A 25,479-nucleotide genomic window follows, 5' to 3' on the forward strand; every position below is an offset into this window, starting at 1 on the left:
TACAGCTCATCTCAAAGCCCCGACTGGAAATTCCGGTTGGGGCTTTTTTTATTGGGGGATGCAACTACCGTGAATAGCGGGATAAACATTGTCACTTCCGTAGATTTTTAGTTTAACACAACTTATAAATTTATGTCGATTAATTTCTATCGGATTTTTGGAATCAGATAGTTGAAAATCGCACCCTCGCAAAAAATATTTCGCCCGGCGCACATCCGATTTAATGGTATTCAATTTGTTCTCACCGCGTAAAGCAGTTAGGGTTTTGGCGGAGATTCCCAAAGATTCCGGTGAATTGGTGATGAATTGTCTGATTAACTCTGCGATCAGCTCTGTTTCTGTCGAACTGCAAATTTTAAATTGCTCAACATCCCCCAGTTTTTTTTGAAAATCATCGTTTGGCAAAGGGTAGTGCAATCGCAGCCAAATCTGAAAAATCACCCATCGTTTTTCATCCCATACGCGTAATTTTTGCAAATATTTGTTGATTAGGAACACAAAGTTTTTCTGCTGAGTATGTTCAGATTTCGAAAAATAATAATCTTCAATTTGCCCGAAACCTTCAAACGTTAGTTCCTCACGCCGTTTTTGTTGTTGTATCAATTGCAAATAGCGATTTCGCAACATGGTGTAAATCAGCCCGCGAAGTTTTGAGCTGTCCTCGATGTCGTTAAGCCTGAATTTGTAAGTTTCGTATAAACAGATCATCGTATCCGATGCAATATCTTGCCATGTCTGCGCAGTGCTCAGATTCCGGAACTGTTCCAGCCAAAGCATCTTGCTCATTTCGCGCACTTCTTTGAGCAATACTTCAGCCGAGAGATTGTCATTCTCATTTACCCAGAATTCAAAATTCTGTAATAAATTCTTTTTTTTTTGTGGTTAGCTGCAACTGTAGCTTCTCCTGTGTATTGTATTGGTAGACTCGTGAGTTATTAACTAATTCATGGGAAGGCGCCTTCACATTTTAAAAAGATCAAAATTGTGGAGGTATTTACAATGAAACATTCCCGCGCATTTCGCGATAATAACAATCATTCCGTCACTTATGCAGAAGTGCTGGATTTTCGGGAAAATTTCCAGGCTGCATTTCCCGGCGAAAATCATGTTTCCTATTATTTTGATGGGGAAAAAATTGATACCATTTTAGATCAGAAAGGTGTTGTTGGCATTCGCTATTATTACGCAATAGATAACGTGATGCAGCATCGATTGGTTGTTTCGGGTGTTGATCTGCAGGGCAAAGATCTGGTGGAAACCATTCCGCCGGCAGTCTCCGGTGTCGCTATTCCAAAAGATAGCGATGAAAATTGCAATTTCGGAAAAATTAACCATCACATTCAACCGGCGGAAGCTGCCCAGTGGACTTCAAATTACCGTAGTCAAAAAGCCAAAAATCAACCCAAAGGCGGATTTTTTAGCAAGAACGCGGTTAAAAACGTTATCCACCAAAAAGATGCCGCCGGGTTAGTATGGTTGCCCGGTGCCGATCAGCGGGGAATTCGGGTGATGTGTATCGGTGGCATCGATAAAAAAGGGGAAATCCAGACCTTTGGAAACTGGATCGAACTTGCCATGCCTTGTCCGCCGTGGTGCGATGTTGTTAACTATCTGAATAGCGATGTTTTTAAAACGACCCTTTCATAATCCATTGAAAACGCATTAAATTAGTGCCGGAAAACGCTTGTTTTTCGGCGCTAATGGTTGGTATGAAAGTTTATGAGTATTCTTGTTTTTGCAATTCTATCGCTGATCGTCCCATTGATTTTGGCTATTGGCATCTGGATGGTTCAAAAAGATAAGTTCGAAATGCCGATGCGTTTTTTTACGTTGTATCTGGCAACAAGTGTTGTTTTTGAAATCATTGGTTATGTTTTTCGGAAAGCAGGTATTCCAAATGCCTGGCGTGTGGATGTTTTTACATTGGTCGAAGTCTACTTCTTTGGTTTTATTCTTTACTGTGTCATAAAATCAACGCGATTATCAACCTTGTTGAAGTGGAGCACTGTATCCTGGTTTGTGCTCTACATAATCTTGAAAATAGTAGATATCGAGCCATTCGGTATGAATACCTACAATCGCTATTCGCGCCCGATTGCGTTATTGCTTTTGGCGATTTTATCCTGCACAACCCTTGTCCATTTACTGACCAGAAATTCATATCAAATGCCTAAAAAAACGTATCTGATTTGGCTATGCTTTGGAATAATGATTTATAGCGTCGGGAATGCAATGGTATACAGCAATATACCCATTGTGGATCAGGATATTCTTGAAGCTTTTAAATACATTTACCATGTGCTTTATATCGTTACATACATCACCTTTTTAGCCGCAGTTTTGCTCTATTTCAGGCAGACTAAAAATCTGTTTAAAACAGATTGAAAACGTTAATCATCCAACGTTAACCAGCCATTTTTTAAAGCGAATTTTGTAAGATGAGCATCTGTCGCCATACCGGTTTTTCTGCGAATGTTGCTTGTGTGTGTGGTAATTGTTCGGGTCTGAACGTTTAGAAATTTGGCAATGTCCTGAATAGTGAAACCGCGCGCAATTAAGGTGATAATTTCTTTTTCGCGCAAAGATAGCGAATCCGGTGACAGAGTTGTTGAGCGAAATGTGAGTTCTTCCAGAAATTCGTAAAGTGTTATGGTGCGAAGCACTTCGCTGACATATCTTTCTCCGCTGTGAACCGCATTGATTGCTGTGGCAAGCTCCTCTATCGATGCTGTTTTGCTCACAAACGCTTTAACACCATGCCTGAACGCTGCACGAACGGATGCGGAGTCTGTCCGTCCACTCAACATCATGGTTTTAATTTTGGGATATCGCTCCTTAATTTTTGAAGCAATGGCGTTTCCGTCAACCGGATCTGCCGTTAGCACTAAATCAAGAACAACAACATTTGGCTTCACTTTTGATAATTTGGTTAAAAATGTGTTTGAGTTTGTCTCAACCAATTCTACCGAAATTTCCGGATATTGTTGAGCCAATTTCTGGGTAATCGATTCCAAAAACATTTTGTGATCGTCTAAAAAAGCGACTTTAATGCCCATCTGCAAACCTTTCCATTGGGATGTCAAATAAAAACAGGCTGCCGTTTCCAGTTGGAGCAGAACGAATTTTCATTTTACCGCCATATTGCTCAATTTTATCTTTTATGTTTGTCAATCCAAAGCCACTGTCCATTGTAAAATGCCGGATTGACTGCGGATCGAAACCTGCTCCATTATCTTCTACTGTCAAAATCACGCGGTTATTTTGCCGATAAACTTCGATTTCAACGGTAGAGGCGTTGCCGTGTTTTTTGGCGTTTGTGCTCAATTCCTGTATGCTGTTGCAAATAAAACTTTCTATCGATTGGTTGCGAGGTGTATCAGCAAGCTCAGTGTGAAGTTTGATGTCGATGTTCAATTTTTGCCGCTGAATTTCCACAATACTTTGGAGCACTTCCGAAAAAAGTATGCTATGGTTTTTTAACGGACTCAACATAAAAACGATAGCGCCGATCTCCTGTTTTGCAGTGATCACCTTGTTTTCCAGAAAACGTATTTTTTGATTGAATTCCGGATTGCCATTTAACGATAAATCGCCCAATTCCGAGCGAATCAGCGAAAGCGAACCGCCAATTTTATGATGGATTTCTTCGGCAATTTGGCTGCGTTTCTCTCGCTCGATTTCTTCCGCTTTATTGCGGAGTGCTTCCTTGGCGTCCACCAGTTTTTGCTGTGTTTCATACAGTTTGGTGACATCAACACCGTTGACAACCTTAAACGTTGCCCGACCTTCAGAGAAATAACGGACCTGCCAATCGATAACCGTTTTATTGTCTGAAAACATCGTAAAGTTTTGGTAAGATTCGCCACCCGGGCTCTTTTGTTGCAAAAACCGGGTAAGCTCCGTTGGTAAATATTTCTCAAGTTCGGAGGTTATGTCCGTTTCCGTTGGCAATTCATGCTTGAGCATTTTTATGAACGGCTGATTAGCGATGACAAAATGATTGTCTAAAGTCAAAACCAACATGTAAGATTGCGTCGCATTTACTACCTGATTCAGAAAATGCAACGATTGTTTGGCTTTTCGCTGGTTGATTGCAATCAAAGCCATAACAAACAAGATGAGAACGACAAACGCACCAACGGTGATCCACACTCCAAAATTTTCGTTTGTAAAAAATGTATTCACGATTGTTTACCAAATTGTTCTAACATGTTTAACAACAACAATATGCAAACTTAAAAAGCAAGGCTATGAGTAACAAAACAATTGTTTAAAATTCTAACCTATCAATATTAACCATCACAATCAATCCGTAATTGTCGTGTTTTACGGAAGCGCTCTCCGTAATTACGGAGATTTTCTCTGTAATTACGGAGAGGTGGTCTCTGTATTTTGCGGGTGCAACGTAGATTTACACAGGCTTTACTACGTAAAATACGTAGAAAAATACCGCCTATTTTCTGTAATCGCGGATTGTAAAATTGGGTCGGTGTTTGTAAGATTTAACGTTCAAACGATATCTCAAATTGTTTGATTGAAAAGGGAGATAAAAGGAAAAAACAAACGCGAGTCAGATAAGGACGTTGTCTAGAAAACGAATATCTTTATCTTTTTATAAAGATAATTTAGGAGAGGGTCGCCCGTTTTGTTTTTTCCGGGCGACTTTTTTATTAAAGCGACCATTAAAAAAGCCCTGTTACGATTGTAGCAGGGCTTTTGATTTTTGTTATTGGTTACTTTTTTTGGGGCAAATTTTTAGGCTTCTTCGCTGTCTTTTTGGCTTCGGTACCAGCTTTTATTGTAGTTTTGGGCTGTTCTTTTTGCTTCGGCGAAATATTTTTTGGGCGTTTGGCTGGCTTATCATCCCTCACCGGATTCACCGCTTTTTTTCTGGTGCCGTTTACTTTTTCATTTATCGCTTTTTTTTCTGATGCATCTTTGGTGCTCTTTAGCTTGGCTTTTTTGCTCAGATCCGCGATCAATTCGGTGACAAGATATTGGGAATTATCCGATGCCTTTTGCCAGTGACGCCGCAATTTCTGCAATTTTGCAAGTCGTTTGGGCAATTTTTTGGCTGCTTTTTGAGCAGCCTTTGCGTTTTTGGCATCCGGCAAGTCCGCAAGCCGGTCGATTTTTTGCCAGAGCGAAAAAGCTTTCACAACACACAGCCAATCGGTCGCCACTGTGAAAGATTCTTTGTTGAACCAAAGCTGATTTTCAAATTCATTTACACCGCAAAATTGTTGAAAATCGCTGGATTTGAGCAGCGAATCCATGTTTTCGAATGCAATAATTTTTGTTGCGCCTTTAATTTTCAACGGGTTTGGGTGGCGTGTCAGCAATTTCACCAACGCTGTCGCCTGATCGCTTTGGGCATCGGACAAATCCAGATTTCGCAAGCTTTTCCGAACCAATTTTCCGAGCATCCATTCATCGAATAAGCTGCGGCTGCGCAATTCCGGTTTGGGCAAGTTTTCAAATTCACCCAAATGGCGCACAAAAACCCAGTGGATCAGCGTGCCGTAAGTTGCGGTTGCGTTCGCAAAAGTATCTGTCAATTTTTCCAAAAATGCCGCGTATTTTTCCGATTCTCCGGAATAGCGCTCATTGAGCGTTGCCGGGCGATAACGCAACAGCGCATCCAAATCCCGGCGTACAGTTTTGGCGATATCCAGATTCTGTTGTTCAGTTGTGGAAAATTTGCCCGCTTCCTGCAAAAATTCGCGATACTGATTTTCGATGTTATCGAGCAGATCGGTTGGCAAAGCGGCATCGCTTGTTGCTGCGGTAATCAATTTTTCCAGAATTGCCGGTTGCGAAAACTGGCGGAACGCGTTGTGCAACGGCTGCAAATGGATTTCCCGCAACGTTTCTTCGATGCTGGCAACGCCCTTTCCATTGAGCGAATTGCAGAGCTCGCGGTATTTTCCATCCCGGTCGTACACAGACCGGAAGTCCAGTAAAACCCTATGTTTATACGCGCCCAATTCTATATACATGCCCTGATGCCGCAACTGCTGGCTGTTGTAAATGTATTCCAGATTGGAGATGGAATCGCGGAAAATCACGAAATCATCGCCGCCGGTGGGCAGCGCTAATCCGTCGCCGAGGTTTTTCTGAATCAACCGTTTTTGGGCGTCGGAAGCATCTTTGTATTCCGGTGATTTTTCCAAAATTGCCGCGGACGTGTGAATCCAGCCACGCGTTTCCGAAAATGAATTGTTGAAAATTACCAGCACCCGTTCTTCGCCGCTGCGGTTGGAATAGGCGAAAACGTTTTCGTTGACACTACCGTTTTCGTCGTATAAATCATACAGCAAAAAATGCTCGACTTCCGCGAAGAGATAGCGTTTTTTGAGCAGCGGGAAAATCTCGCGTTCGTGGCGCGCCACCAGATATTCATTTGGCGATTCATCGTAATACGCTTTGCGATATTCCATCCCGTATTTTTCGCTGAAGCCCTCCACCTGACCGTGCCCGAACATCGGTAAACCGGGCATGGTTGCCATCATCACGCAAACGCCGAAATATTTATCGCCGTCGCCGAATTGGTGAATCGCGGTTTCTTCGTCGGGATTGTTCATGAAATTGACGTATCGTTTGAGCACTTCCGGCTCAAATTCAATCGTATTTTTGATGGTGTAGCGATATTTTTTGTTTTCTTCATTTTTGAGCATGTTCATAAATGCGCTGTTGTACACGCGGTGCATGCCCAAACTCCGCACGAAATAGCCTTCCATCATCCAGAAAGCTTCGGCGAGCAGCAGGGTGTCCGGCACTTCTTTTGCGACGCGATCGACCACTTCGCGCCAGAATTCTTCGGGAATTTTCTGATCAAATTCCGCTTTGGTGAGCCCGAACTGCGCTCGCGAAGGTATATCGCCGCCGGTGCCGGGCTGCGGAAACCAGAGCCGTTGGTAGTGGCGTTTGGCGAGGGTCATCGCCGCATCGAACCGGATGATCGGGAAGCGCCGCGCCACTTCCAAAATCGTTTGGATCACCGCTTCGCGAACCGCCGGATTGGTGTAATCGAGCTGCGCCGTATCGTTCCACGGCATCGATGTGCCGTCGTTTCCGTGATAAATATAGCGTGTATCGCCGGTGCGATAATCAATACGTTTGAAGGTCACCGCTGCATCGGTTCGCTCGAAATAATGGTCTTCTAAAAAAATGCCAATATTGGGATCGTCGCTCAGGCTGGCGCCGCTGTAAGTATATGCCGGAAAAGGCGGATAGGGGAGGCTCACAAACCAGTCCGGGTGCGCCTTTACCCAGTTGGAAACGATGCCGGTGTGGTTGGGAACCATGTCGCTGGCGAGGCGAATACCGCGTTGCCAGGCGCGTTCGCGCAGATTGCCGTATGCCGGATCGCCGCCGAGTTCCTGCGCAATCACATAGTCATACAGCGAATACGCGGACGCTTCCGCTTCCGGATTGCCGCACCAGTTTTTGATGGTTTTCGAAGCGGGACTGCGCTCCCAAATACCGATCAGCCACAGCCCGGTAAAGCCCTGTGCTGCCAGCCGGTCGAGCTCCGCATCGGGAATCTGGTCGAGCGTTTTGATCTCTTTTTTATATGTTTTGGACAACTGATCCAGCCAAACCAGCGTGCTTTTGGCGATGAGCACCAAACGCGGCATCCAGTGCGTGTCCGGGCTGAATGCCTCCGGTTCGTATTCAGCACCGACATATTCCGGCGTATGCGTTTCCGCTTTTCCCGGTCCGGGGAAAAAGCGCATCTTGGTTTCCTCTTCCATAAAATCGGCGGCGCGGAGCATGCGGGTGCCGTAATCTGCACCGGGAACGCCCCAAAGTTCGGTGAACGCTTCGCCGAGCAGCAGTTCCCATTTAATATTAATGAGCGTGGAAAGCTGCGTGCCCCAGGTTTCCCGCAAAAAATTGAGCTGATCGATCAGCGAACCGGGATTTGCTTTCGCCGGTTGGAGCAGCGCCTGCAGCAAATTCATGCCTTTTCCGGCGGGGCCGAACAGTGGCTGCGCATCAAAAAATGTGTTGAGCGAATTCATCGCTTTGGGATAAACGGTTGCTTCGCGAAGCGGCGTATCGTCAAATAATTCCTGATACTTAGCGAATGCCGGATTCTGGTTGGAGAGCCACAACAGCATCATTTCTTCCAGCGCGATCTGCCGGTTTTCGCGCCCGTCTGTGGCACCCTGTAAATATTTTTTGGCAGTGATTTTTTTGCGATGCACATCAATCGGCGGAAATTCTTCGACAAAAATTTCCAGCGTTTTGTCGATTTCTTTCCGGGTGAATTGCTGCTCGAGATTTTCCAGCGCCTCGCGGAATACGTTGGCGTTGCGGGTTTGGCGATACATATCGATCAGGTTGTGCAAAATTTCGTGGATCAACCCCATCGCGTTCAGTTCGGCGGCGCTGGCTGCTTTGTCCGCCGGACGTTTATCGTTAATTTGTTGGGCAAATAATTGCGCGGCGTAAAAATTTGCAAAAATGACGTTCCCGCGAATGGTGAACAGCGTTTCATCGAAACCGTATTTTTCCCGCGCTTTCCGGGAAACGTGAAATTCGAGTTCGGGTTGCGGGAGTTGCATCCGGGAAAAAGGTGTATTTTTATGGGAAATCGTAATTTTTACGGGCGTAGATGCAAGGTGCATTCGGTCATCTCCACAGTTTGATCGATGGTATGGTAAACGCTGAAAATATAACTGTTTTCACAACCATATCATAGTCTGCAAACGGATTATTTTCAACGGAATTTTTTATTGATTGATTCTCCCGGTGCACATTGCGCAGCGGTGAACCATTTGTGCGCAACTTGGGTTTAACTTGCAATCGCGAAATGCGCGGGATATTTTGGGTGAACCGGATATTGCGTTGCGAAATCAACAACCGGATTCGCTTTTCCGAAAATTTAACGACTGTAATTTCATGAAAAACATATACAAACGGCTGGATATTTTTAAATGCGTTCACGAAGCGCACAAAGGATTTGCCAGCCGGATGTCCGTCCATCACATTGTGAATCACAAAAAATGTTTTCCAAATGGCTGCTATTATTTTAAAGGCAGTTGCAAGCTGTTCGGGCAGGGAAAAGCGTGTTATCGCGGGTATAATCACATCGGGAAAAACTGCAGCGGCTGTCGCTATTTTGACGATCAGCAGATTTTCAACCGCCCGGAATTACAGGTGAACGACGAAGAATACGCCGATTTCAAAATGGAATTGGCCGAATTTGAGGACTGGCTGGAAGAGCGGCTGCATCGCGAGCACGAGATTCACGGAACGGTGGACGGCGTGAAGCCGCTGTTCCACAAAAAAGTATATTCCAATGGTGAGGGCTTTGCTTTTTCGGGATTTTTGCTGATATTCCGGCAGCTATTTTTCGGGATGGATGTGATGGAAGATCACGTTTACGCACGGCTCTCGCCGAAAACCTACCAATCGCTGAAGCTCGGGCGGGGCGACGTGCTCAGCGCGCGGGCAACCCTGACGATCGATCGCGGGCGGTTGGTGCTCAAAAAACTGCGGCGAATCGATATCGAGCAGCGCGGCGAACCGCCACAGTGGGACGCATCCAAAGCGCTGGTTGCGCGGGAAACCGCAACGCTGCAGGAAAACCAGCCGGAAGGGTGCATCCAGTGTCCCTTTGGCGCGCTCATCGACGTGGAAGATACGCGCTACAGCGAGATGAAAACCTATCGGCAACTCTATTGCCTCAACGGGATTCCCGATTATCGCGATTGCTATTTGTATCCGTCGTATGCGGATCGCTCCGAAAAATCGAGCAAATTGCCGTCCAACAGTGCGTCCTGCATGACGCGGAAAGTGAATGTAACTTGAGATGAAGGCAAAGGTAAAGGCTGAGGCTAAGAAAAGAATAAACAAATATTTAACCTTCACTTCGACCTGGAAATAACTTAAAAATAACCACAACAAACCACTGCTGAAAACAACGAAAAATGAAACCTGTCTCCGAACACAATTGCCACATCGATCCAACGGATATCGAAATTTGCCTCGGCCACGATGAGCCGCTGTACGAACAAAACGGCACGATGATGCCGCCGGTGTATCAAACCTCGCTGTTTGCCAAAAAAACATTTGCGGAACTGGTGAACGCATTTCCCGCCGAGCATCAAAACTACATTTATTCGCGCGGTCAAAATCCGACCGTTGATGCGCTGGAGAAAAAATTGGCTGCGCTCGAACACGGCGAAGCCTGCAAATGTTCGGCTTCCGGCATGGCGGCGGTCAGTTCGCTGTTTTACGGATTGTTGAAACGCGGCGATCACATCCTTTTTGTGAACAATATTTACGGCCCGACGCTGCAATTGGCCAATCATCTGCGGCGATTCGGTATCGAGCACAATGTTTGTTTAAGTCGCGATACTGAGTCAATTGAACGCGACATTCGTCCTGAAACACGACTGATATATTTCGAAAGCCCTGCGACGATGACTTTCCGGATGCTCGATATCCGCCAGTTGGTTGAATTGGCAAAATCGCGCAATATTCTCACCGCAATCGACAACACCTGGGCGACGCCGCTGTTCATGAAACCGCTGGCGATGGGCGTGGACATATCACTGCATTCGCTCACCAAATACGTTGGCGGGCACAGCGATGTGGTCGCCGGTGCGCTGATCACCAACGCTGAATTGCACCGGGAAATTTTCGCAAACGGTTACATGCTCAACGGCGGCGCAATGGCGCCGTGGAACGGCTGGCTGCTGATTCGCGGATTGCGAACGCTGCCCAATCGCATGCTCCAACATCACCGCGACGGACTGCAAATTGCCAGATTTCTGAGCGATCATCCGGCGGTGGCGCGGGTGAACCATCCGGCGTTTGTAACGGAAGATTGCGACTTGCTGCCCCAGCTTTCCGGTTTCTCCAGCCTGTTCAGCATCGAGTTGAAAACGGAAAAATTTGCGGATATTTGCAGCTTCATCGACAATCTGCGGCTGTTCCGTACCGGCGTCAGTTGGGGCGGCGTGGAAAGTCTGGTAATCTCGCCATCCAATGGCAGCAACGCGGATGTGCTTCGCCAAAAAGGGATTTCGCCAGGTTTGGTGCGCTTTTCCGTCGGGCTGGAAGGTGTGGAAGCGCTCATCGCCGATCTCGATCAGGCGTTGTCAAAAATTTCTGTTTGATTAAGAATTGCCTCAGAGGCACAGAGCGCACGGAGGTTTGATTTATATTTCCTCGGTGTTCTCTGTGTCTCCGTGGCAAAAAAAATGCGAAAAAGGTAATAAATGAGCCGTAAACTGTCCGTAGTTGAATCGATTCTCCCGTTGATCACCATGTTAGTGTTGCTGTTCGCCGGTGGCTATTTTGCCGAAATCGGCACGGAACTGCTGGTGCTGGTGATGCTCAGTGCGGCAACTGTGGCGAGCGTTTCTGCGATTCGCGTCGGGCGCAATTTTGATGATATCCAACAATCCACCGGGGAAAAACTTGGTGCAGTGCTGCCGATGCTGCTCATTTTGCTCACCATCGGGATGCTCATCGGCACGTGGATGATCTCCGGAACCATTCCGCTGATGGTCTATTACGGCATCCAACTGGTCAGTCCGCAATATCTGGTGCTCACCGCGTTTTTGGCGACGGCGATGATGTCGCTGTTTACCGGCACATCGTGGGGATCAGCGGGAACGATCGGCGTGGCGCTGATGAGCATGGCCGCCGCGATGGGCGCGCCGCTGGCGCCGACTGCCGGCGCGGTGATTTCCGGGGCGTATTTTGGCGATAAAATGTCGCCGCTTTCGGACACCACCAACATCAGCGCGATTGGCGCGGGCGCGGATTTGTATGATCACGTGCGTCACATGCTTTACACAGCGGTGCCGTCGTTTATCGTTGCGGTGATCGTTTACAGCATTTTCGGGAGCTACTCACCGGCAGCCGATGGCGCGCTTTCCGGAAATGCGGCGCGGCTGTTGCGCGAAATCGAATCGACATTTCAACTGAGTTGGCTGGTGCTGCTGCCGCCGGTAATTGTGGTGATCGGCATCATCAAAAAATACCCGGCGGTGCTGGTGATGGCTGCATCCTGTGTGGTTGCAATGGTGCTGGGTATTGCGCTGCAAGGCTTCGCATTTGGCGATGTGCTCAACGCGGCGGTTAACGGATTCAGCAGCAAACTGCTCATTTCCGTCGGTGGCGATCCCTCAGCAATCAGCGAAAATTTTGGAAAATTGCTCAATCGCGGTGGTCTGTTTTCGATGGTGAATAATTTGCTGCTGATTATCGCGGCGTTTCTGCTGGCCGGTGCGATGGACGTTTCCGGTGCGCTCGACAAAATCATCCACAGTTTGTTAAGCTACGCAAAATCGACCTTTGGGTTGATTGCGGCAACCATGGCTTCCGGCGGCGTGATGATCGCCATCACCAGTCACGGCGGCGTTACCGCGCTGATCGTCGGCGGATTATTTCAGAAAGCGTATGCCGAACGCGGCTTCGCACCGGAAAATCTGTCGCGTTCGCTGGAAGATTCCGTGACCATCACCGAACCGTTGATGCCGTGGACGGTTTCCGCCATTTTTATGGCAGGAACGGTTGGCGTTCCCACGCTGGAATATCTGCCGTGGGCGACCTTTTGTTACACCGGAACGTTATTTTCACTGCTGCTGGCAGCAGGATATGATTTCACAAAATTCGGTTTAAAAATGCAGCTTCAGCCTGCTTCGACACTTTAATTCGATCAACTGTCACGCCCAAAAAGTGTTCGTCACGATATCGTTTTCAACCCATTTCGGCAATTGAAAAGTGCAAATGATGCACTTTTGTGCAAAGTCTGTCAGACATTTTTTCGGTGTTCTAAAAATTGTTGCTGTTTAAACTGCTGAAAATATTGAGCTTGTGTGGTTTGTGCAAAAAATGAATGTCCGGTACAAATTTTGTCTAATATATCCGTCAACAGCGATGAAATTATTTTCATGCAATATAAACCTAACACATTAAATTTGAGGTAACGTTATGATGCAGATGTTGAGACAATTCTTTTTTACAATTTCAGGTGCCATTTTGCTGATGGGCATAGGCTATGCGCAAACGGAAACCGTCGTTTTGCAGCCGATTAAAGACAATACGCTTTATGAAGATGCGGGCGGAGCGATCAGCAACGGCAGCGGGGAGTATTTTTTTGCCGGGAAAACCAATGCCGGGTTGATCCGCCGGGGATTGCTTGCGTTTGATGTTGCCGGAACGGTGCCATCCGGTGCGGTAATTGATAACGTTTCGCTGGCGTTGAGCATGTCGCAAACCTCTTCGGGTGATATGAGTGTTTCGCTGCATCGTGTATCGCAGGATTGGGGCGAAGGTACATCCGATGCCGGTGGAAACGAAGGTGCCGGCACGACATCCACAACCAACGATGCAACCTGGATTCACACGTTTTTCAACACCGCGCAATGGAATGCCAGCGGCGGCGATTTTTCAAATGAGGTGAGTGCCACACAAACAGTCGGAGCATCGGGATCATACGCATGGGAATCCTCTCAAATGGTCGCAGATGTTCAGGATTGGCTGAATAACCCGGGTAATAATTTTGGCTGGGTGCTTATTGGCAACGAAGGGAGCAACGGCACCGCAAAACGGTTCGATTCCCGGGAAAATGGGGCAGAAGCCAATCGTCCAAAATTGACGATTACCTACACCGTTGCAACCGGTATCGGCGATGACGAAAATGTGGCGATTGCATTTGATTTGGCACAAAATTACCCAAATCCGTTTAACCCGTCCACCCAAATTCGCTTTACGCTGAATCGCGCAGCCCAAACCCGATTGACGATTTTTAATGCGCTCGGGCAGGAAGTTGCCATGCCGGTAAATGAAATGCGTTCTGCCGGAACCCACGAAATTACATTTGATGCAACAGAGTTGGTTTCCGGTATCTATTTTTATCAGTTGAGCGCCGGTCAGCAAACGGAAACCCGCAAAATGATGTTGATGAAATAACCAATCATCCCAATACAGGCCGTACAACGAAAAGCCCGTCACTCATTTATGAGGACGGGCTTTTCAATTCGGATCGGCTGGAACGTTTTGGGGTCAATCTATTTTTAACGCAGCAACCAGTTCATCAATCAGACGTTCAAATGTTTCCATTGTCAGCAGTGACAGAATTTTTTCGTATCGCTTGCCTTCGCGCGAAAATTGGTATCGTTGGAAATGCGCTTTGATGCCTTCGTCGAGCACGATTTCGTAATAAAATTTGTTGTTTTCTGCAGCATGTGGCGGATAGCTGCGCAACTGGGCGCGTTTGTTCTGGCGGTCCTGCTCAATCAATTTAAATTCTTCCAGCAAAAACGTGATGCGCTTTTGCACGGTTTCCGCCTGATTGTTCAAATATTTGTTAATTTCCTCAACCGTTAGCGACTGATCCACCCGCGCCACCGAAATATAATCTACCAGAATCGCATATTTTTCAGCTTCTTTAAAGCGAACCTGAATATTGAAATCAGCATCACTGTGTTGCAGATAAAAATGCTGCTGTTTTGGCTCATTTTGCAGGGTTTGAAATTTTCCTTCCTGCAACAAACCTGTCATTAATTTTCCATAATTTACCATCAGATTTTCCCCCTCTGAGGTTAATTCTCGGACGTCCATTTTTGCTTAAATTCCTGACCGTTGAATCCCAGCAACACCTGTTTTTCTTCCAGAAAAGTGCGGATGTGCACCGGGCGGTTCCATATTGAATGTAGGTTTTTTAAGGTATCCACGCAATAATTTTTATCGAGCTCGGTGCCTTCAAATTGATGTTCCATCAATAATTCCCCGCGATTATCGTGATTGGCATCCACAACCCGGATGATCGGTTGACCCATGCAGGTCAGGTTTTGCAACAACCGTTGTTTGATCATCCCAAATTCGCGCGATTCGATCTCGTATCGTTTGTTGCTTTTGTTATACGCAAATGAGAACAGCCGATGTTCCCGGCAAAATTCCTCGGTCAAAAACCGGTCGATGAACGTTACATCATTGTATAATTTTCGGACTTCGAAGATTTTTTTGCGTCCAAGACCCAGTTTTTTATCCCAGTTACGTTTTACTTTGTAGTTATCGCAATTGTCGTATTCCTCACCAAAGCGCCCGGTGTTCCAGCGTTTTTCGATATCCTGAAACAGCAGCACGCCAATGCGATAGGGGTTGAGCCGCCCCGGATGATTGGCGATGGTGCCGGAATGGTGTTCCGCGTAATCGATGATTTCATTGGCATCGGCGATGTTGCGGGTCATCATTGTTGAATGCCAGTATGTTGCCCAGCCTTCGTTCATAATTTTGGTCATCCCCTGCGGTGCAAAATAGTAAGCTTCCTCGCGGATGATGCCCAAAATATCACGTTGCCAGTTGTCGATCGGCGCATTTTCCATTAAAAAATAGAGCACATCGCGTTCCGGATGTTGCGGAAACTGGCGCACATGCGGTTCGCTGTCTTCAATTTTTTTCTTTTGCGCTTCCAGAAATTCGGGCGGATTAATGTATCTATCCATATAATGTTTGCTTTTCAGCTTGCGGACGGCAGCTTGCGGCTGACCGTTGCCATCGCCATTTCTGGTGTCGATTGCCCGTTTGATATACGGTGAATGGTGGTCGATCAGATTTTCCAGCGATAAACAAATGTCGATGAAGTTTTCCACGTTTTCCAGCCCGTAAGCATCAATATAGCGACGGATACGGATGGCGTGATTGGCCATTTCGTCGATCATTTTGCGATTGGTGTGTGCAAAATAGTAATTATTTTTGAAAAAATCGCAGTGTGCGTACACATGCGCCATTACCAATTTTTGATCGACCATCGGGTTGGATTTCATCAGATATGCGTAACACGGATCGGTGTTGATCACCATTTCGTAAATTTTTTGCAATCCGTAGCGGTAGCCTTTGGACAGTTGGTCGTATTCCATCCCAAACCGCCAATGCGGGTAGCGAACGGGAAATCCGCCATAAGCCGCCAGCTGACTGATCGTGTCGTAATCCACCAGCTCAAAAACCACCGGAAAAAAGTCCAGCCCGTAATCGGCGGATATTTTTTCAATTCCCGGTTGAATTCGCTTGATGTCGTCGAGTGTTATGCTGCCAGAGCTCATTTGCCTTTCCCCAAAAAATCTTTGATCGAATCGTAAATGGAATCTTTATCCGGTATGTACGACAACACCAGATTTTCCTGATCCGAAATGTTTTCCTGCAAAAAATCAATAAATTCGCCGCTACCGTAAGTGCTTTCCACCTGTCCGTATCCGAAAAGATTGAGTTTCGGGAGGAGGTGAGCGTTGAGCAGTTCGGCACATACTTTATTGTCTTCGCGGGACCAGTTATCACCATCGGAAAAATGGAAGGCATAAATATTCCATTCTTCGGGCGGATAATGTTCCTCAATTAACTGGTGGCACAGTTGATATGCAGAAGAAATGACCGTACCACCGTTTTCGCGAATATTGAAAAATGTATCGCGATCCACCTCTGCGGCTTGCGCATCGTGAACGATGTAACGGGTTTCCAGTCCTTTGTATTGATGTTGCAGCCAGGTATCCAGCCAAAATGTTTCCAGCCGGACGATGTGTTTTTGCTCATCCCACATCGATCCGGAAACGTCCATCATGTAAATAATAACCGCGTTGCTCTGCGGCATTTTGATGGTTTTCCACGAGCGATAGCGGAAGTCGTCGCGGATGGGCACAATTTGCGGTTTTTCCGGGCTGAATTGACCGAGCGAAATCTGGCGTTTCAACGCTTCGCGGAAGGTGCGCCGGAAATGCCGCAGCGATTCCGGTCCAACGCGATTGATGCCGGTGTAACGGTCTTTCACCGAAATAATTTCTTTTTTGCCTTTCGGCTCGATATTGGGCAATTCCAGCTCTTCACCGAGAATTTCGGCGAGTTCTTCCAGCGTCAATTCCACTTCGCGAAGGTGTTTTCCCGGCTGGTTCCCGGCTTGTCCGGCGCCATCGCCGTCTTCGTCGTCGCTGCTGCTGAGCGGGTCACCCGGTTCGCCCTGCCCCTGGCTGGTGCCGCCGCGGCCGTTATCGCCAAACTGGAAGCGCGGAATATCGATTTGCGGCAGCGGAATGCTAACCAGATCTTTCCCGTGCCGCCCGATCATTTCGCCGTTGGAAATGTATTTGCGAAGGTTGTCTTTTATTTTGCCTTTGATGATTTGGCGAAAACGATTGTAATCGTTGTCCATATGCAATAGCATTCTAAAATCCCCGGTAAAATAATGTAGGGGCACGGCACCGCCATGCCCTTTGTTAACACGAATGTTTTACATTTTTACGATTGAATATCGCCACGAGCAAAGATGCTGGCAACGTAGTTCAACACGTCTGTCGCGCTGTGTTCGTCGTAGCCGAAGCCCTTGATTAAACGAGACTTAACGATATCAATTTTTTCCTGTGTTTCTTTGTCCATTACATTAGAAACCAGCGAGGAAAGCTTGATACTGTCTTTCTGATCTTCAAACAACTTCAGCTCCAGCGCCTTTGCGAGACGGTCGTTGCTGCGCCATTCGAATTTTTTGTTATCCAGCGACAGCGCACCGATGTAATTCATAATTTCCCGGCGGAAATCGTCTTTGCGGCTTTCGGGGATATCGATTTTTTCCTCGATAGAACGCATCAGTTTTTCGTTGGCATCTTCGTCGTCGCCGGTGAATTTGTTTTTCACTTTTTCGCGCTGGACGTATGCCTTCACGTTGTCGATGTAGTTGGCGAACAATCGCTTAATGCCATCTTCATCCGCGCTGATCGCCCGCTGAACTTCATTTTTCACGATTTCGGTGTATTCGCTTTTTACAACTTTGATCAATTCGCGATAGCGTTTTTTCAGCTCCTCGTTGGTGATAAGGCTGTGATGATCCAATCCGGCTTCCAACTCGTTGAGCACCATAAACGGGTTCATCGTCGGTTCCTCCGGATATTTCACAATCGCATTGGAAATTTTGTCCTGCACATAGCGCGGCGAAATACCTTCCAGACCTTCGCGGCGCGCCTCTTTGCGGAGTTCGCGAACGTTATCTTCGGTGTAACCGGGAATCAGCTTGCCATCGTACAACCGCAGTTTTTGCGGCAGCGTGAGGTTGGCTTTTTTGGGCTCTTCCAAACGGGTGAGCACTGCCCACATCGCTGCCATTTCGATGGTGTGCGGCGCAATAAATTTTCCGCGGATTTTCTGGTTGTTGTAATCCTTTTTGTAAATTTTGATCTCTTCCGTCCATTTGGTGATGTACGGAATATCAATTTTCACCGTCCGGTCGCGCAGTGCTTCCATAAATTCATTGTTCTGCAATTTGCGATATTCCGGCTCGTTGGTGTGCCCGATAATCACTTCGTCGATATCCGTTTGCGGAAATTTTTTCGGCTTGATTTTGTGCTCCTGACTGGCGCTCAGCAGGTCGTACAAAAATGCCACATCCAGCTTTAGCATCTCGATAAATTCCACCAAACCGCGATTGGCGATATTAAACTCGCCGTCAAAATTGAATGCACGCGGATCGGAATCGGAGCCGTATTCGGCAATCTTACGATAGTTGATATCACCTGTAAGCTCGGTGGAATCCTGGTTTTTTTCGTCCTTCGGCTGGAACGTGCCGATGCCGATGCGGTCTTTTTCCGATAACAAAATTCGTTTTACGCGAACGTGTTGGAGCACTTTTGTCCAGTCGCCATCGTACACTTTTAGCATTTCGCGATAAATCTGGCGGCAAGTTGGGTTAAGCGAACCTTCCATGTAAATCTCTTTGGCTTTGTCGCCCAAAACTTCCGTCATAAATTCTTCGCGCAGGCGATCCGGTACCAAAAATAGCGGATCCTGATGCATCGGGCAGGGAACCGTTTCTTTTGGGGAAGTACCAGCTTCCTCAAAATGTTTGGGAATATCAATCCATTCATACGAATAGATAGCGCCGTCTTCCGTGCGGGAATAGTGTTCCAGCCCTTTTTTCATCAACCGGACGATGGTGCTTTTGGAACTGCCGACCGGACCGTGCAGCAACAGCACCCGTTTTTCTGTGCCATATCGATACGCCGCAGATTTGAGGGCGTTCATCAGCTTCATTAAATAGGCGTCCAGTCCGTAAACGGCATCTTTGCCGTTATCAACCGGATCATCGAAAAAATTGTAATGAATCATTTTCTTGCGTGAGTCTTCGTAATCTTCGGTTCCGAAAGATAGGATCATATCGTATAAACGCTGGTAGGATGTCCGCAAAATCCGCGGATTCTTTTTCACGATTTCGAGGTATTCCTCAAACGTGCCTGTCCAGGTTAGCGCACGAAATTCCTTGTCAAAATACTTTTTCTGGAATTTCTCCAAAATGGGATTTGTGGCTGCCATAGGAACGTCTCCTTCATCTTATGGTGGTGGTTTTTGTCAAGTTAACTATCCATGATTAGCTGACACATCATCCTTGATCGCGGTGTAAAGTGGGCCCAAATTGAGGAGACAGTGTTCTGAGAAATCGTAAGCAGATGAACCGTATTCGGATGTTCTGTAAAAAACCGTTGCCTTGTTCCAACTTACAGCGACGAACATTTATGCATATCTATGTCAAAAGACCTGCACACTGTGCTTGATTGAATATAACAGAAATTCGTATAAAATCAAGAGATTGTCGCCCGTACAACGCATTTTTTTTGAGAACCTGCAACCTGATTTTGAGCCGTTTTTATCTTTTGCAACAATCCTGCCATACATTGTTATTTCAATACAATTCTTCGACCGGTTATGATGACGAACACTCCGTTAAACATCACAAAAACTAATTAAGTTCACTGTTTCAGCTAAAAATTCAGATAAATTTTTTTTAGAATAATGGCGCTGCATTCGACAAAAAGTTATCGCAAAACCGGTGCTGGTTCGACACAATGTCCGATTTGTCATCACTCTGGTGCTGTTTTGTATTTGGATTAGCGGTTGGATTTCCGTTAAAAACGATCGTAATTTTGCCGATACCAATCAGGTATTCCGGGTCCAAAAACGCGAGAGAAAAGCTATGTCTGCACTGCAACAACTGTTAGCCCAAAAAATTCCCCAATGGCGGGATGAACAAAAAAGAATGCTGGCGCAGTTCGGGCAGCAAAATGTGAGTGATGTTTCGCTGGCGCAACTGATGCGCGGCATGCGCGGCGTGAGTGCGGTTATTTGCGACACATCGTATGTTGATCCGCAAAAGGGATTGCTGATTCGCGATTTGCCGCTCACAAAACTGATGGATCGCAGTGCAGAAGAATTGTTTTTTCTGATGTGTGCGGGGCAACTGCCGGATGCCGCCCAATTATCGGATTTGCAACAGGATATCCTCCGCAGAACCGAGGTTCCGGCGTATGTTTGGCGTGTGCTGGATTCGCTGCCGGAAAACTTGCATCCCATGACAATGCTGAGCATCGCCACGCTGAGCATGCGAAATGAATCCGCGTTCGATCGCGCGACAGCCGGAAATACCGCCAAATCCGATCTCTGGCAGCCAATGCTGGAAGATGCGCTAAACCTCATCGCCCGGCTGCCGCTTATCGCCGGAAAAATTTACCAAAAATATTTGAAAAAACAGCCGCCAATGCCGGCCAGTAAACAATCGGACTTCAGCGATCGATTCGCAGACGCGTTAGGTTTTTCGGCGGATGATCAGCCGTTTCGGGCGTTTTTGCGCCGCTTTATTATCGTGCATTGCGATCACGAAGGCGCCAACGCCAGCGTGCTCACCAGCCGTGTGGTGCATTCGACGCAATCGGATTTATATTACAGTTTATCGGGCGCAATGAATTGTCTGGCGGGTCCGCTGCACGGATTGGCAAACCAGACCAGCGTTCGATTTGTGATGGAAATCCAACGCGAGTTTGGCGGTATTCCCACCGAAAAAGCGCTATCCGACTGGATTTGGCAGCGACTAAACAACGGTTTGGTCATCCCCGGTTTTGGGCACGCGGTCTTGCGCGATGTCGATCCGCGATATCAGGCGCTGCTCGATTTCGGTGAACAGGTTTGCCCGGATGACGCATTGTTCCGCATCACCGCGATGTTGGGCGAAGTGGTGCCGCCGTTGCTGCAAAAACAGGGCAAAGCCGCCAGCCCGTATCCTAATATCGACGGCATTTCCGGCACATTATTGTATCATTTCGGGATGACGGAATTGGAATTTTACACAGTGATGTTTTCTGTGGCGCAATCCATTGGCATTTCCGCCCAATTAATCTTGATGCGGGCGCTTCACACACCTATTTTTCGCCCCAAATCTGTCACCACCGCATTGCTGCAACAGCAGTTTGCCACAAATTCACAGAAACGTTGACAGCCGCTTGATGAATTCGTGATATTTGTTCGCTACATTTACAATTGAAGATAGCGAAAGGATATCCGAATGTCAGTCACGAATGGTTTGAAATTAATGGCACTGCTGATCGCTTTTGGGTGTGTTGCCTGCACCGCAAACGGCGATAACCAAAAATCTGCAACACAATTACCCGACCTGCCCGCAAATTTTGGCGAGTATTGGTATCAGGGCGTGGCGGAATTAACCCATTTTCAACTGGAACAAGCCCGCTACGGCGAAATTCGCGAAGGCGATGCCGTCCTGATTTTTGTGACCGAAGATTTCCTCGCCCAAAGTCAGGTAAAATATGAATTTGGCGAGCCAAAAGAACCCATCGAAAAAGTGTTGAAGTTGAACGCTAATCGCCGGTTTTTCACCGGAATTTATCCATATTCAACCCTTACATCCGTTTTTACGCCGGTAGACCCGCAACATGCGCACTCGCTCAAACTCACCAACTCCGTGCAGGAATGGTGCGGGCAAGTGTATTCACAGCTAAATTTGCGGGAAAATCAGTATCAGGTGGTCAACCATTCCTATTTCCAAAAAGAAGGCGACCAGCAGTTGCTGATTGCTGCCAAATGGCTGGAAGACGAATTGTGGACGCGGCTGCGGCTCAATCCGGCATCTTTGCCCACCGGGAATTTCGAAATTTTGCCGTCTGCATTATATCTGCGGTTTCGCCACAAACCTTTTCAACTGGAAAAGGCAACCGCGGAAATTACCGATTTTAGCGATGAAACACTTTCCGATAAACCGTTGAAAGCCTATTCGCTGAACTACAGCACCATCCGGCGCTCGCTCAAAATTATTTACGAGGCAGAATTTCCGTTCAAAATTGTGGCGTGGGAGGAAAAAATACCCGGCGCAAACGACTGGTTGACCACCAGCGCCCGAAAAATTTCCGAGACCGTCACCGATTATTGGAGCAAAAACGCGGTGGCAGATTCGGTGTATCGGAAGCAGTTTGGGTTTTAATCAATTGAAAATAAAAAAGCCAGCAAAATAATTTTGCCGGCTTTTTTATGATCAACTTGAATGTTTCTGTTTTTATCGTTTTTCCAACAAATCCTGCAAAACGCCGAGCAGGTTGGGCAACTGTGGTTTGGAAATCTGGAAATCCGCACCAACAGATTTTCCTTTGTGCAGCGATTCCGGCGTAATCATCGATGAAAAAATGATCACTGGTAATTTGTTCAAAACAGGATTTTCTTTCACCTGTTTTGTCAGTGAGTAACCGTCCATTTTGGGCATTTCGATGTCGGTTATAACCAGATCGATATGCTTTGAAAGCGCCTCCGGAGCCCCTGCTAACTCTGAAATTTCTAACAATTTATCCATTGCCGATCGCCCGTTGGTAAATTCCAGCACGTTAAATCCGGCATTTTTGACGCGATCAACAATCATGTGCCGTATCATCGGTGAATCTTCCGCAACCAGAATGGTTTTGTTTTGACCAAATTTGGCGAGTTCATCTTTGGTATATTTGATGCCGAGCTGCGGGCGGATCATCGCGATAATTTTTTCGATATCCAGCATCATAATTATGCGGTCTTCGCGTTTGATAACGCCAACCACGGTCGAATTTTCGGTGGCAATTTGATGAATCGTATCCGGCGTTTCAACCTGCTCCCACGAAAGCCGGTGAATTTGCCGGACATCGTGCACCAAAAAACCAACCTGCACACTGTTAAATTTGGAGATGATCAGCTTTTTGCGTTCGAGCGGTTGTTCATAATTGAACAGCCATTGCGCTAAATCCAGTACTGGCGTTAGTTGGTCGCGCAAATTGATGATACCCAACATGCCGCGAGGCAATTTCGGTAAGGTGGTAATTTCCGGAACGCGAATAATTTCGCGCACTTTTGCAACGTTAATTCCAAACGCCTGAGAGGTCATTTTTCCATTTTCGTCGGGGTACTCGACATAAAATTCGATAATTTCTAATTCATTGGTTCCTGTTTCTAACAGAATATCGGTTTGATAAGACATTTTAACACTCCCTGTGTTCAAATGATTTTTCCCTAACCTGCAGATCCGCAAACTTCGATCCCTTCATTGTTCAACTATCGGCAGGAAAAAGGCGAATTTAGACGCATTTTCCAAAAAATTCTATTTTCAGATATTTCCAAAAACATTCCGGGATTCAAGTTCTGCAATTTTTTCCGGGGAGAAGCCGAGGAATTCCCGCAAAACGGTATTTCCATTTTGATTCAGATGCGGTGGCGGGGACAGATCAACTTTTTGCGATTCATCAAATTCAATAGCAATGCTGCGAACGCCGATAAGTGATTGCCCCTGCTGTGTCGCGCCGTGAAGGAGTAATTCCTTCCCCTGTGGTTGTTCGAAAACTTCGGGCATCGATAAAATACCGCCGGCTGGCACTTTGCGTTGTTGCAAATCGGATAACAGCGCTTCGCTGTCGAATTGGGCTATCAGTTCCGCCAACCTGCGATTGACTTCCGCACGATTGTTGACACGCGCCGCATTGGTAGAAAAATCCGGCATTCCGGCCATTTCCGGGCAATTCAACGCGTTGCACAATTGTCGAAATTGGGCGTCGTTGCCAACACCGAGCATTATGATTTTCTCGTCCGAAGTGTTGAACATGCTGCCATACGGCACGATGTTGGGATGTTCCGAGCCCATTCGCTGCGGAATATGCCCGCCGGTGAGCCAATTTGTTGCCTGATTTGCCAGCGACGCGATACCGGATTTTAGCAGCGAAGCTTGCACGAACTGCCCTTTTCCGGTTTGCTGCTGTTGCAAAAGTGCCAGCAAAATCCCTTCTTTCAATTGATGCGCAGCAAGAATGTCGATTAACGCAACCGGCATTTTTACGGGCGGCCCATCGGGCATTCCGTTCATAAAAATAAAGCCGCTGGCAGCTTGTAAAATGGCGTCGTAACCTGTCCGGCTGTCCGTTTTTCCGTAGCCGGTAATTTCGGCGTAGATAATTTTGGGATTTACAGCAGCGAGCGTTTCGTAATCCATCTGCAATTTTTCCGCGTCACCGGGTTTATAGCTGGCGATAATCACATCTGCTCTTTGCACAAGAGACAGCACGATTTCGCGCCCCTCATCGGTGTCGATATCCACCGCAACCGATTCTTTACCCCAATTGACCGCTGTAAAATAGCTGGAAATGTCCGAATCGGTTGGTTCGGTTGGCAATTTCCAGCTTCGGGTTACATCACCGCCCGTTCGCGGATTTTCAATTTTAATCACCCGGGCGCCAAGTTCGGCAAAAAACATCCCGACCGACGGTCCTGCCAGCACATTCGCCAGTTCCAACACCAACAAATTTTTAAATATCTTCATTTTCCGATCCATTTTTTCACGCCAATTTTCTCTCAAAATCGTAACCGGTTTGAGCACTATTTTGTCGAAAAAAATATTTTCAATAAAAAATATGCAAATTCCTTAATTTTTATCAAGATATATGAAATTTTTGCTCTTAAATTTGGAATGTATCACAAATTGTTGGGCAAATGGCTCGTTTGAAAGGCTGTTCACTACAATTTTTGTTTTTGAATATTGTCAATTATCTCTTATACTTAAGTGTTGTTTAATAAGGAATTAACGCTCCCTGAAAAAGAAACGCCTATGATATCTGCTCAATGTTACAACATTGTGGTCAGCTATGTAATCTGGCTTAACATTCTGGATAAGGTGATCTATTTTGCCAAATCCAATAACCCGCTTTTTGTTTTTTGCGCGTTAGTCGGGTTTGTGGTTGCCGCAATTGTCGGTACCAATTTTTTGATTGTTTTTTTCAAAAAATATATCCACATCTTTCTGTTTATTCCCGCTGCCTTATTTTTGCCAGCATGTGCATATCTCATTATTAAAAGCAATTCAGGTGGATTTAATTACGCATTTCAATGGCAATTTTTGATTGGTGCTATCATCGTTTGCGGACTGTATCTGGTTATTCTGAATGATTCGTTCAAAAATGTGAAACCCGGTGAAAACTCACCCGGCAGAAGCACCATAATTTTGTTTGGCATTGCCGGTTTGTTTTTATTGCACATCATTATTTTGATGGAAACGAATCAAAGTATGTTTGGATTTTTTGGACAAAAATTGCTAGTGTTTTGGGATATCGCCAAATTTTACCTCGCCCGCTAACCGATAATTTCCACATAAAATTTTGAGATTTGTATTCGTTGATGTTTTTCAACAAACGT

Annotated in this window: 19 protein-coding genes; 9 read left to right on the plus strand and 10 right to left on the minus strand. The window is 46.4% G+C overall.

Going from position 1 to position 25,479, the window contains the following annotated elements; all coding sequences use genetic code 11:
* Positions 1-48: 48 nt before the first annotated feature.
* Positions 49-786 carry a sigma-70 family RNA polymerase sigma factor gene (locus H6629_13000; GenBank protein ID MCB9068712.1) on the minus strand — a complete coding sequence of 246 codons (738 nt, stop codon included), beginning with the start codon at positions 784-786 and terminating at the stop codon, positions 49-51.
* Between the two features lie 213 nt (positions 787-999).
* On the opposite strand from H6629_13000, the gene H6629_13005 reads away from it, so the two are divergent.
* Both H6629_13005 and H6629_13010 read left to right on the plus strand, forming a co-directional pair.
* Positions 1,000-1,647 carry a hypothetical protein gene (locus tag H6629_13005; protein MCB9068713.1) on the plus strand — a complete coding sequence of 216 codons (648 nt, stop codon included), beginning with the start codon at positions 1,000-1,002 and terminating at the stop codon, positions 1,645-1,647.
* A 72-nt stretch (positions 1,648-1,719) separates the two neighbouring features.
* The gene (locus H6629_13010) at positions 1,720-2,385 is read left to right on the plus strand and encodes a hypothetical protein (protein ID MCB9068714.1); all 666 of its coding nucleotides are present in this window, start codon (positions 1,720-1,722) and stop codon (positions 2,383-2,385) included.
* 5 nt (positions 2,386-2,390) lie between these two features.
* Here the strand turns inward: H6629_13010 and H6629_13015 are convergent, their stop codons facing one another.
* From H6629_13015 to H6629_13025, 3 genes are all read right to left on the minus strand, one after another.
* Entirely contained in the window at positions 2,391-3,056 is a 666-nt protein-coding gene (locus tag H6629_13015) for a response regulator transcription factor (protein ID MCB9068715.1), read from the minus strand.
* Complete coding sequence (locus tag H6629_13020) at positions 3,046-4,107, minus strand: hypothetical protein (protein MCB9068716.1); 1,062 nt, start codon at positions 4,105-4,107, stop codon at positions 3,046-3,048. The genes H6629_13015 and H6629_13020 overlap by 11 nt, the downstream gene beginning before the upstream one ends.
* A 626-nt stretch (positions 4,108-4,733) precedes the next feature.
* Positions 4,734-8,636, minus strand: a complete 3,903-nt coding sequence (locus tag H6629_13025) for an alpha-amylase (protein MCB9068717.1) — start codon at positions 8,634-8,636, stop codon at positions 4,734-4,736.
* Between the two features lie 172 nt (positions 8,637-8,808).
* Here H6629_13025 and H6629_13030 point away from each other — a divergent pair, with 172 nt between their 5' ends.
* From H6629_13030 to H6629_13045, 4 genes are all read left to right on the plus strand, one after another.
* Entirely contained in the window at positions 8,809-9,822 is a 1,014-nt protein-coding gene (locus H6629_13030) for a hypothetical protein (GenBank protein ID MCB9068718.1), read from the plus strand.
* A gap of 119 nt (positions 9,823-9,941) precedes the next feature.
* Complete coding sequence (locus H6629_13035; GenBank protein MCB9068719.1) at positions 9,942-11,135, plus strand: aminotransferase class I/II-fold pyridoxal phosphate-dependent enzyme; 1,194 nt, start codon at positions 9,942-9,944, stop codon at positions 11,133-11,135.
* A 102-nt stretch (positions 11,136-11,237) separates the two neighbouring features.
* Positions 11,238-12,680 carry a Na+/H+ antiporter NhaC gene (gene nhaC / locus H6629_13040; GenBank protein ID MCB9068720.1) on the plus strand — a complete coding sequence of 481 codons (1,443 nt, stop codon included), beginning with the start codon at positions 11,238-11,240 and terminating at the stop codon, positions 12,678-12,680.
* 280 nt (positions 12,681-12,960) lie between these two features.
* Positions 12,961-13,941 (plus strand): T9SS type A sorting domain-containing protein, encoded by a 981-nt coding sequence (locus H6629_13045; GenBank protein MCB9068721.1) that lies wholly within the window; start codon positions 12,961-12,963, stop codon positions 13,939-13,941.
* A gap of 93 nt (positions 13,942-14,034) precedes the next feature.
* On the opposite strand, the gene H6629_13050 is transcribed toward H6629_13045, so the two are convergent.
* From H6629_13050 to H6629_13065, 4 genes are all read right to left on the minus strand, one after another.
* Entirely contained in the window at positions 14,035-14,532 is a 498-nt protein-coding gene (locus H6629_13050; GenBank protein ID MCB9068722.1) for a hypothetical protein, read from the minus strand.
* A 41-nt stretch (positions 14,533-14,573) separates the two neighbouring features.
* Positions 14,574-16,073, minus strand: a complete 1,500-nt coding sequence (locus H6629_13055; protein MCB9068723.1) for a SpoVR family protein — start codon at positions 16,071-16,073, stop codon at positions 14,574-14,576.
* Positions 16,070-17,182 (minus strand): DUF444 family protein, encoded by a 1,113-nt coding sequence (locus H6629_13060; GenBank protein MCB9068724.1) that lies wholly within the window; start codon positions 17,180-17,182, stop codon positions 16,070-16,072. Before H6629_13060 ends, H6629_13055 begins: the two co-directional genes overlap by 4 nt.
* A 74-nt stretch (positions 17,183-17,256) precedes the next feature.
* Positions 17,257-19,317: a serine protein kinase gene (locus H6629_13065; protein ID MCB9068725.1), complete on the minus strand. Its 2,061-nt coding sequence runs from the start codon at positions 19,315-19,317 to the stop codon at positions 17,257-17,259.
* Positions 19,318-19,975: 658 nt separating this feature from the next.
* On the opposite strand from H6629_13065, the gene H6629_13070 reads away from it, so the two are divergent.
* Together H6629_13070 and H6629_13075 are read left to right on the plus strand one after the other, a co-directional pair.
* Positions 19,976-21,268 carry a citrate (Si)-synthase gene (locus H6629_13070; protein MCB9068726.1) on the plus strand — a complete coding sequence of 431 codons (1,293 nt, stop codon included), beginning with the start codon at positions 19,976-19,978 and terminating at the stop codon, positions 21,266-21,268.
* Between the two features lie 69 nt (positions 21,269-21,337).
* Positions 21,338-22,267, plus strand: coding sequence for a hypothetical protein (locus H6629_13075; GenBank protein MCB9068727.1), 930 nt, complete (start codon positions 21,338-21,340; stop codon positions 22,265-22,267).
* A 72-nt stretch (positions 22,268-22,339) separates the two neighbouring features.
* Here H6629_13075 and H6629_13080 read toward each other — a convergent pair whose 3' ends face one another.
* Positions 22,340-23,281 carry a chemotaxis protein CheV gene (locus H6629_13080; protein MCB9068728.1) on the minus strand — a complete coding sequence of 314 codons (942 nt, stop codon included), beginning with the start codon at positions 23,279-23,281 and terminating at the stop codon, positions 22,340-22,342.
* 126 nt (positions 23,282-23,407) lie between these two features.
* Positions 23,408-24,622 carry a CoA transferase gene (locus tag H6629_13085; protein ID MCB9068729.1) on the minus strand — a complete coding sequence of 405 codons (1,215 nt, stop codon included), beginning with the start codon at positions 24,620-24,622 and terminating at the stop codon, positions 23,408-23,410.
* A gap of 273 nt (positions 24,623-24,895) precedes the next feature.
* Between H6629_13085 and H6629_13090 the strand changes: the two genes are divergently transcribed.
* Positions 24,896-25,420: a hypothetical protein gene (locus tag H6629_13090; protein MCB9068730.1), complete on the plus strand. Its 525-nt coding sequence runs from the start codon at positions 24,896-24,898 to the stop codon at positions 25,418-25,420.
* The last annotated feature ends 59 nt before the right edge of the window (positions 25,421-25,479 follow it).

Source organism: Calditrichia bacterium (assembly GCA_020634975.1).
Lineage (GTDB): Bacteria > Calditrichota > Calditrichia > RBG-13-44-9 > J075 > JACKAQ01.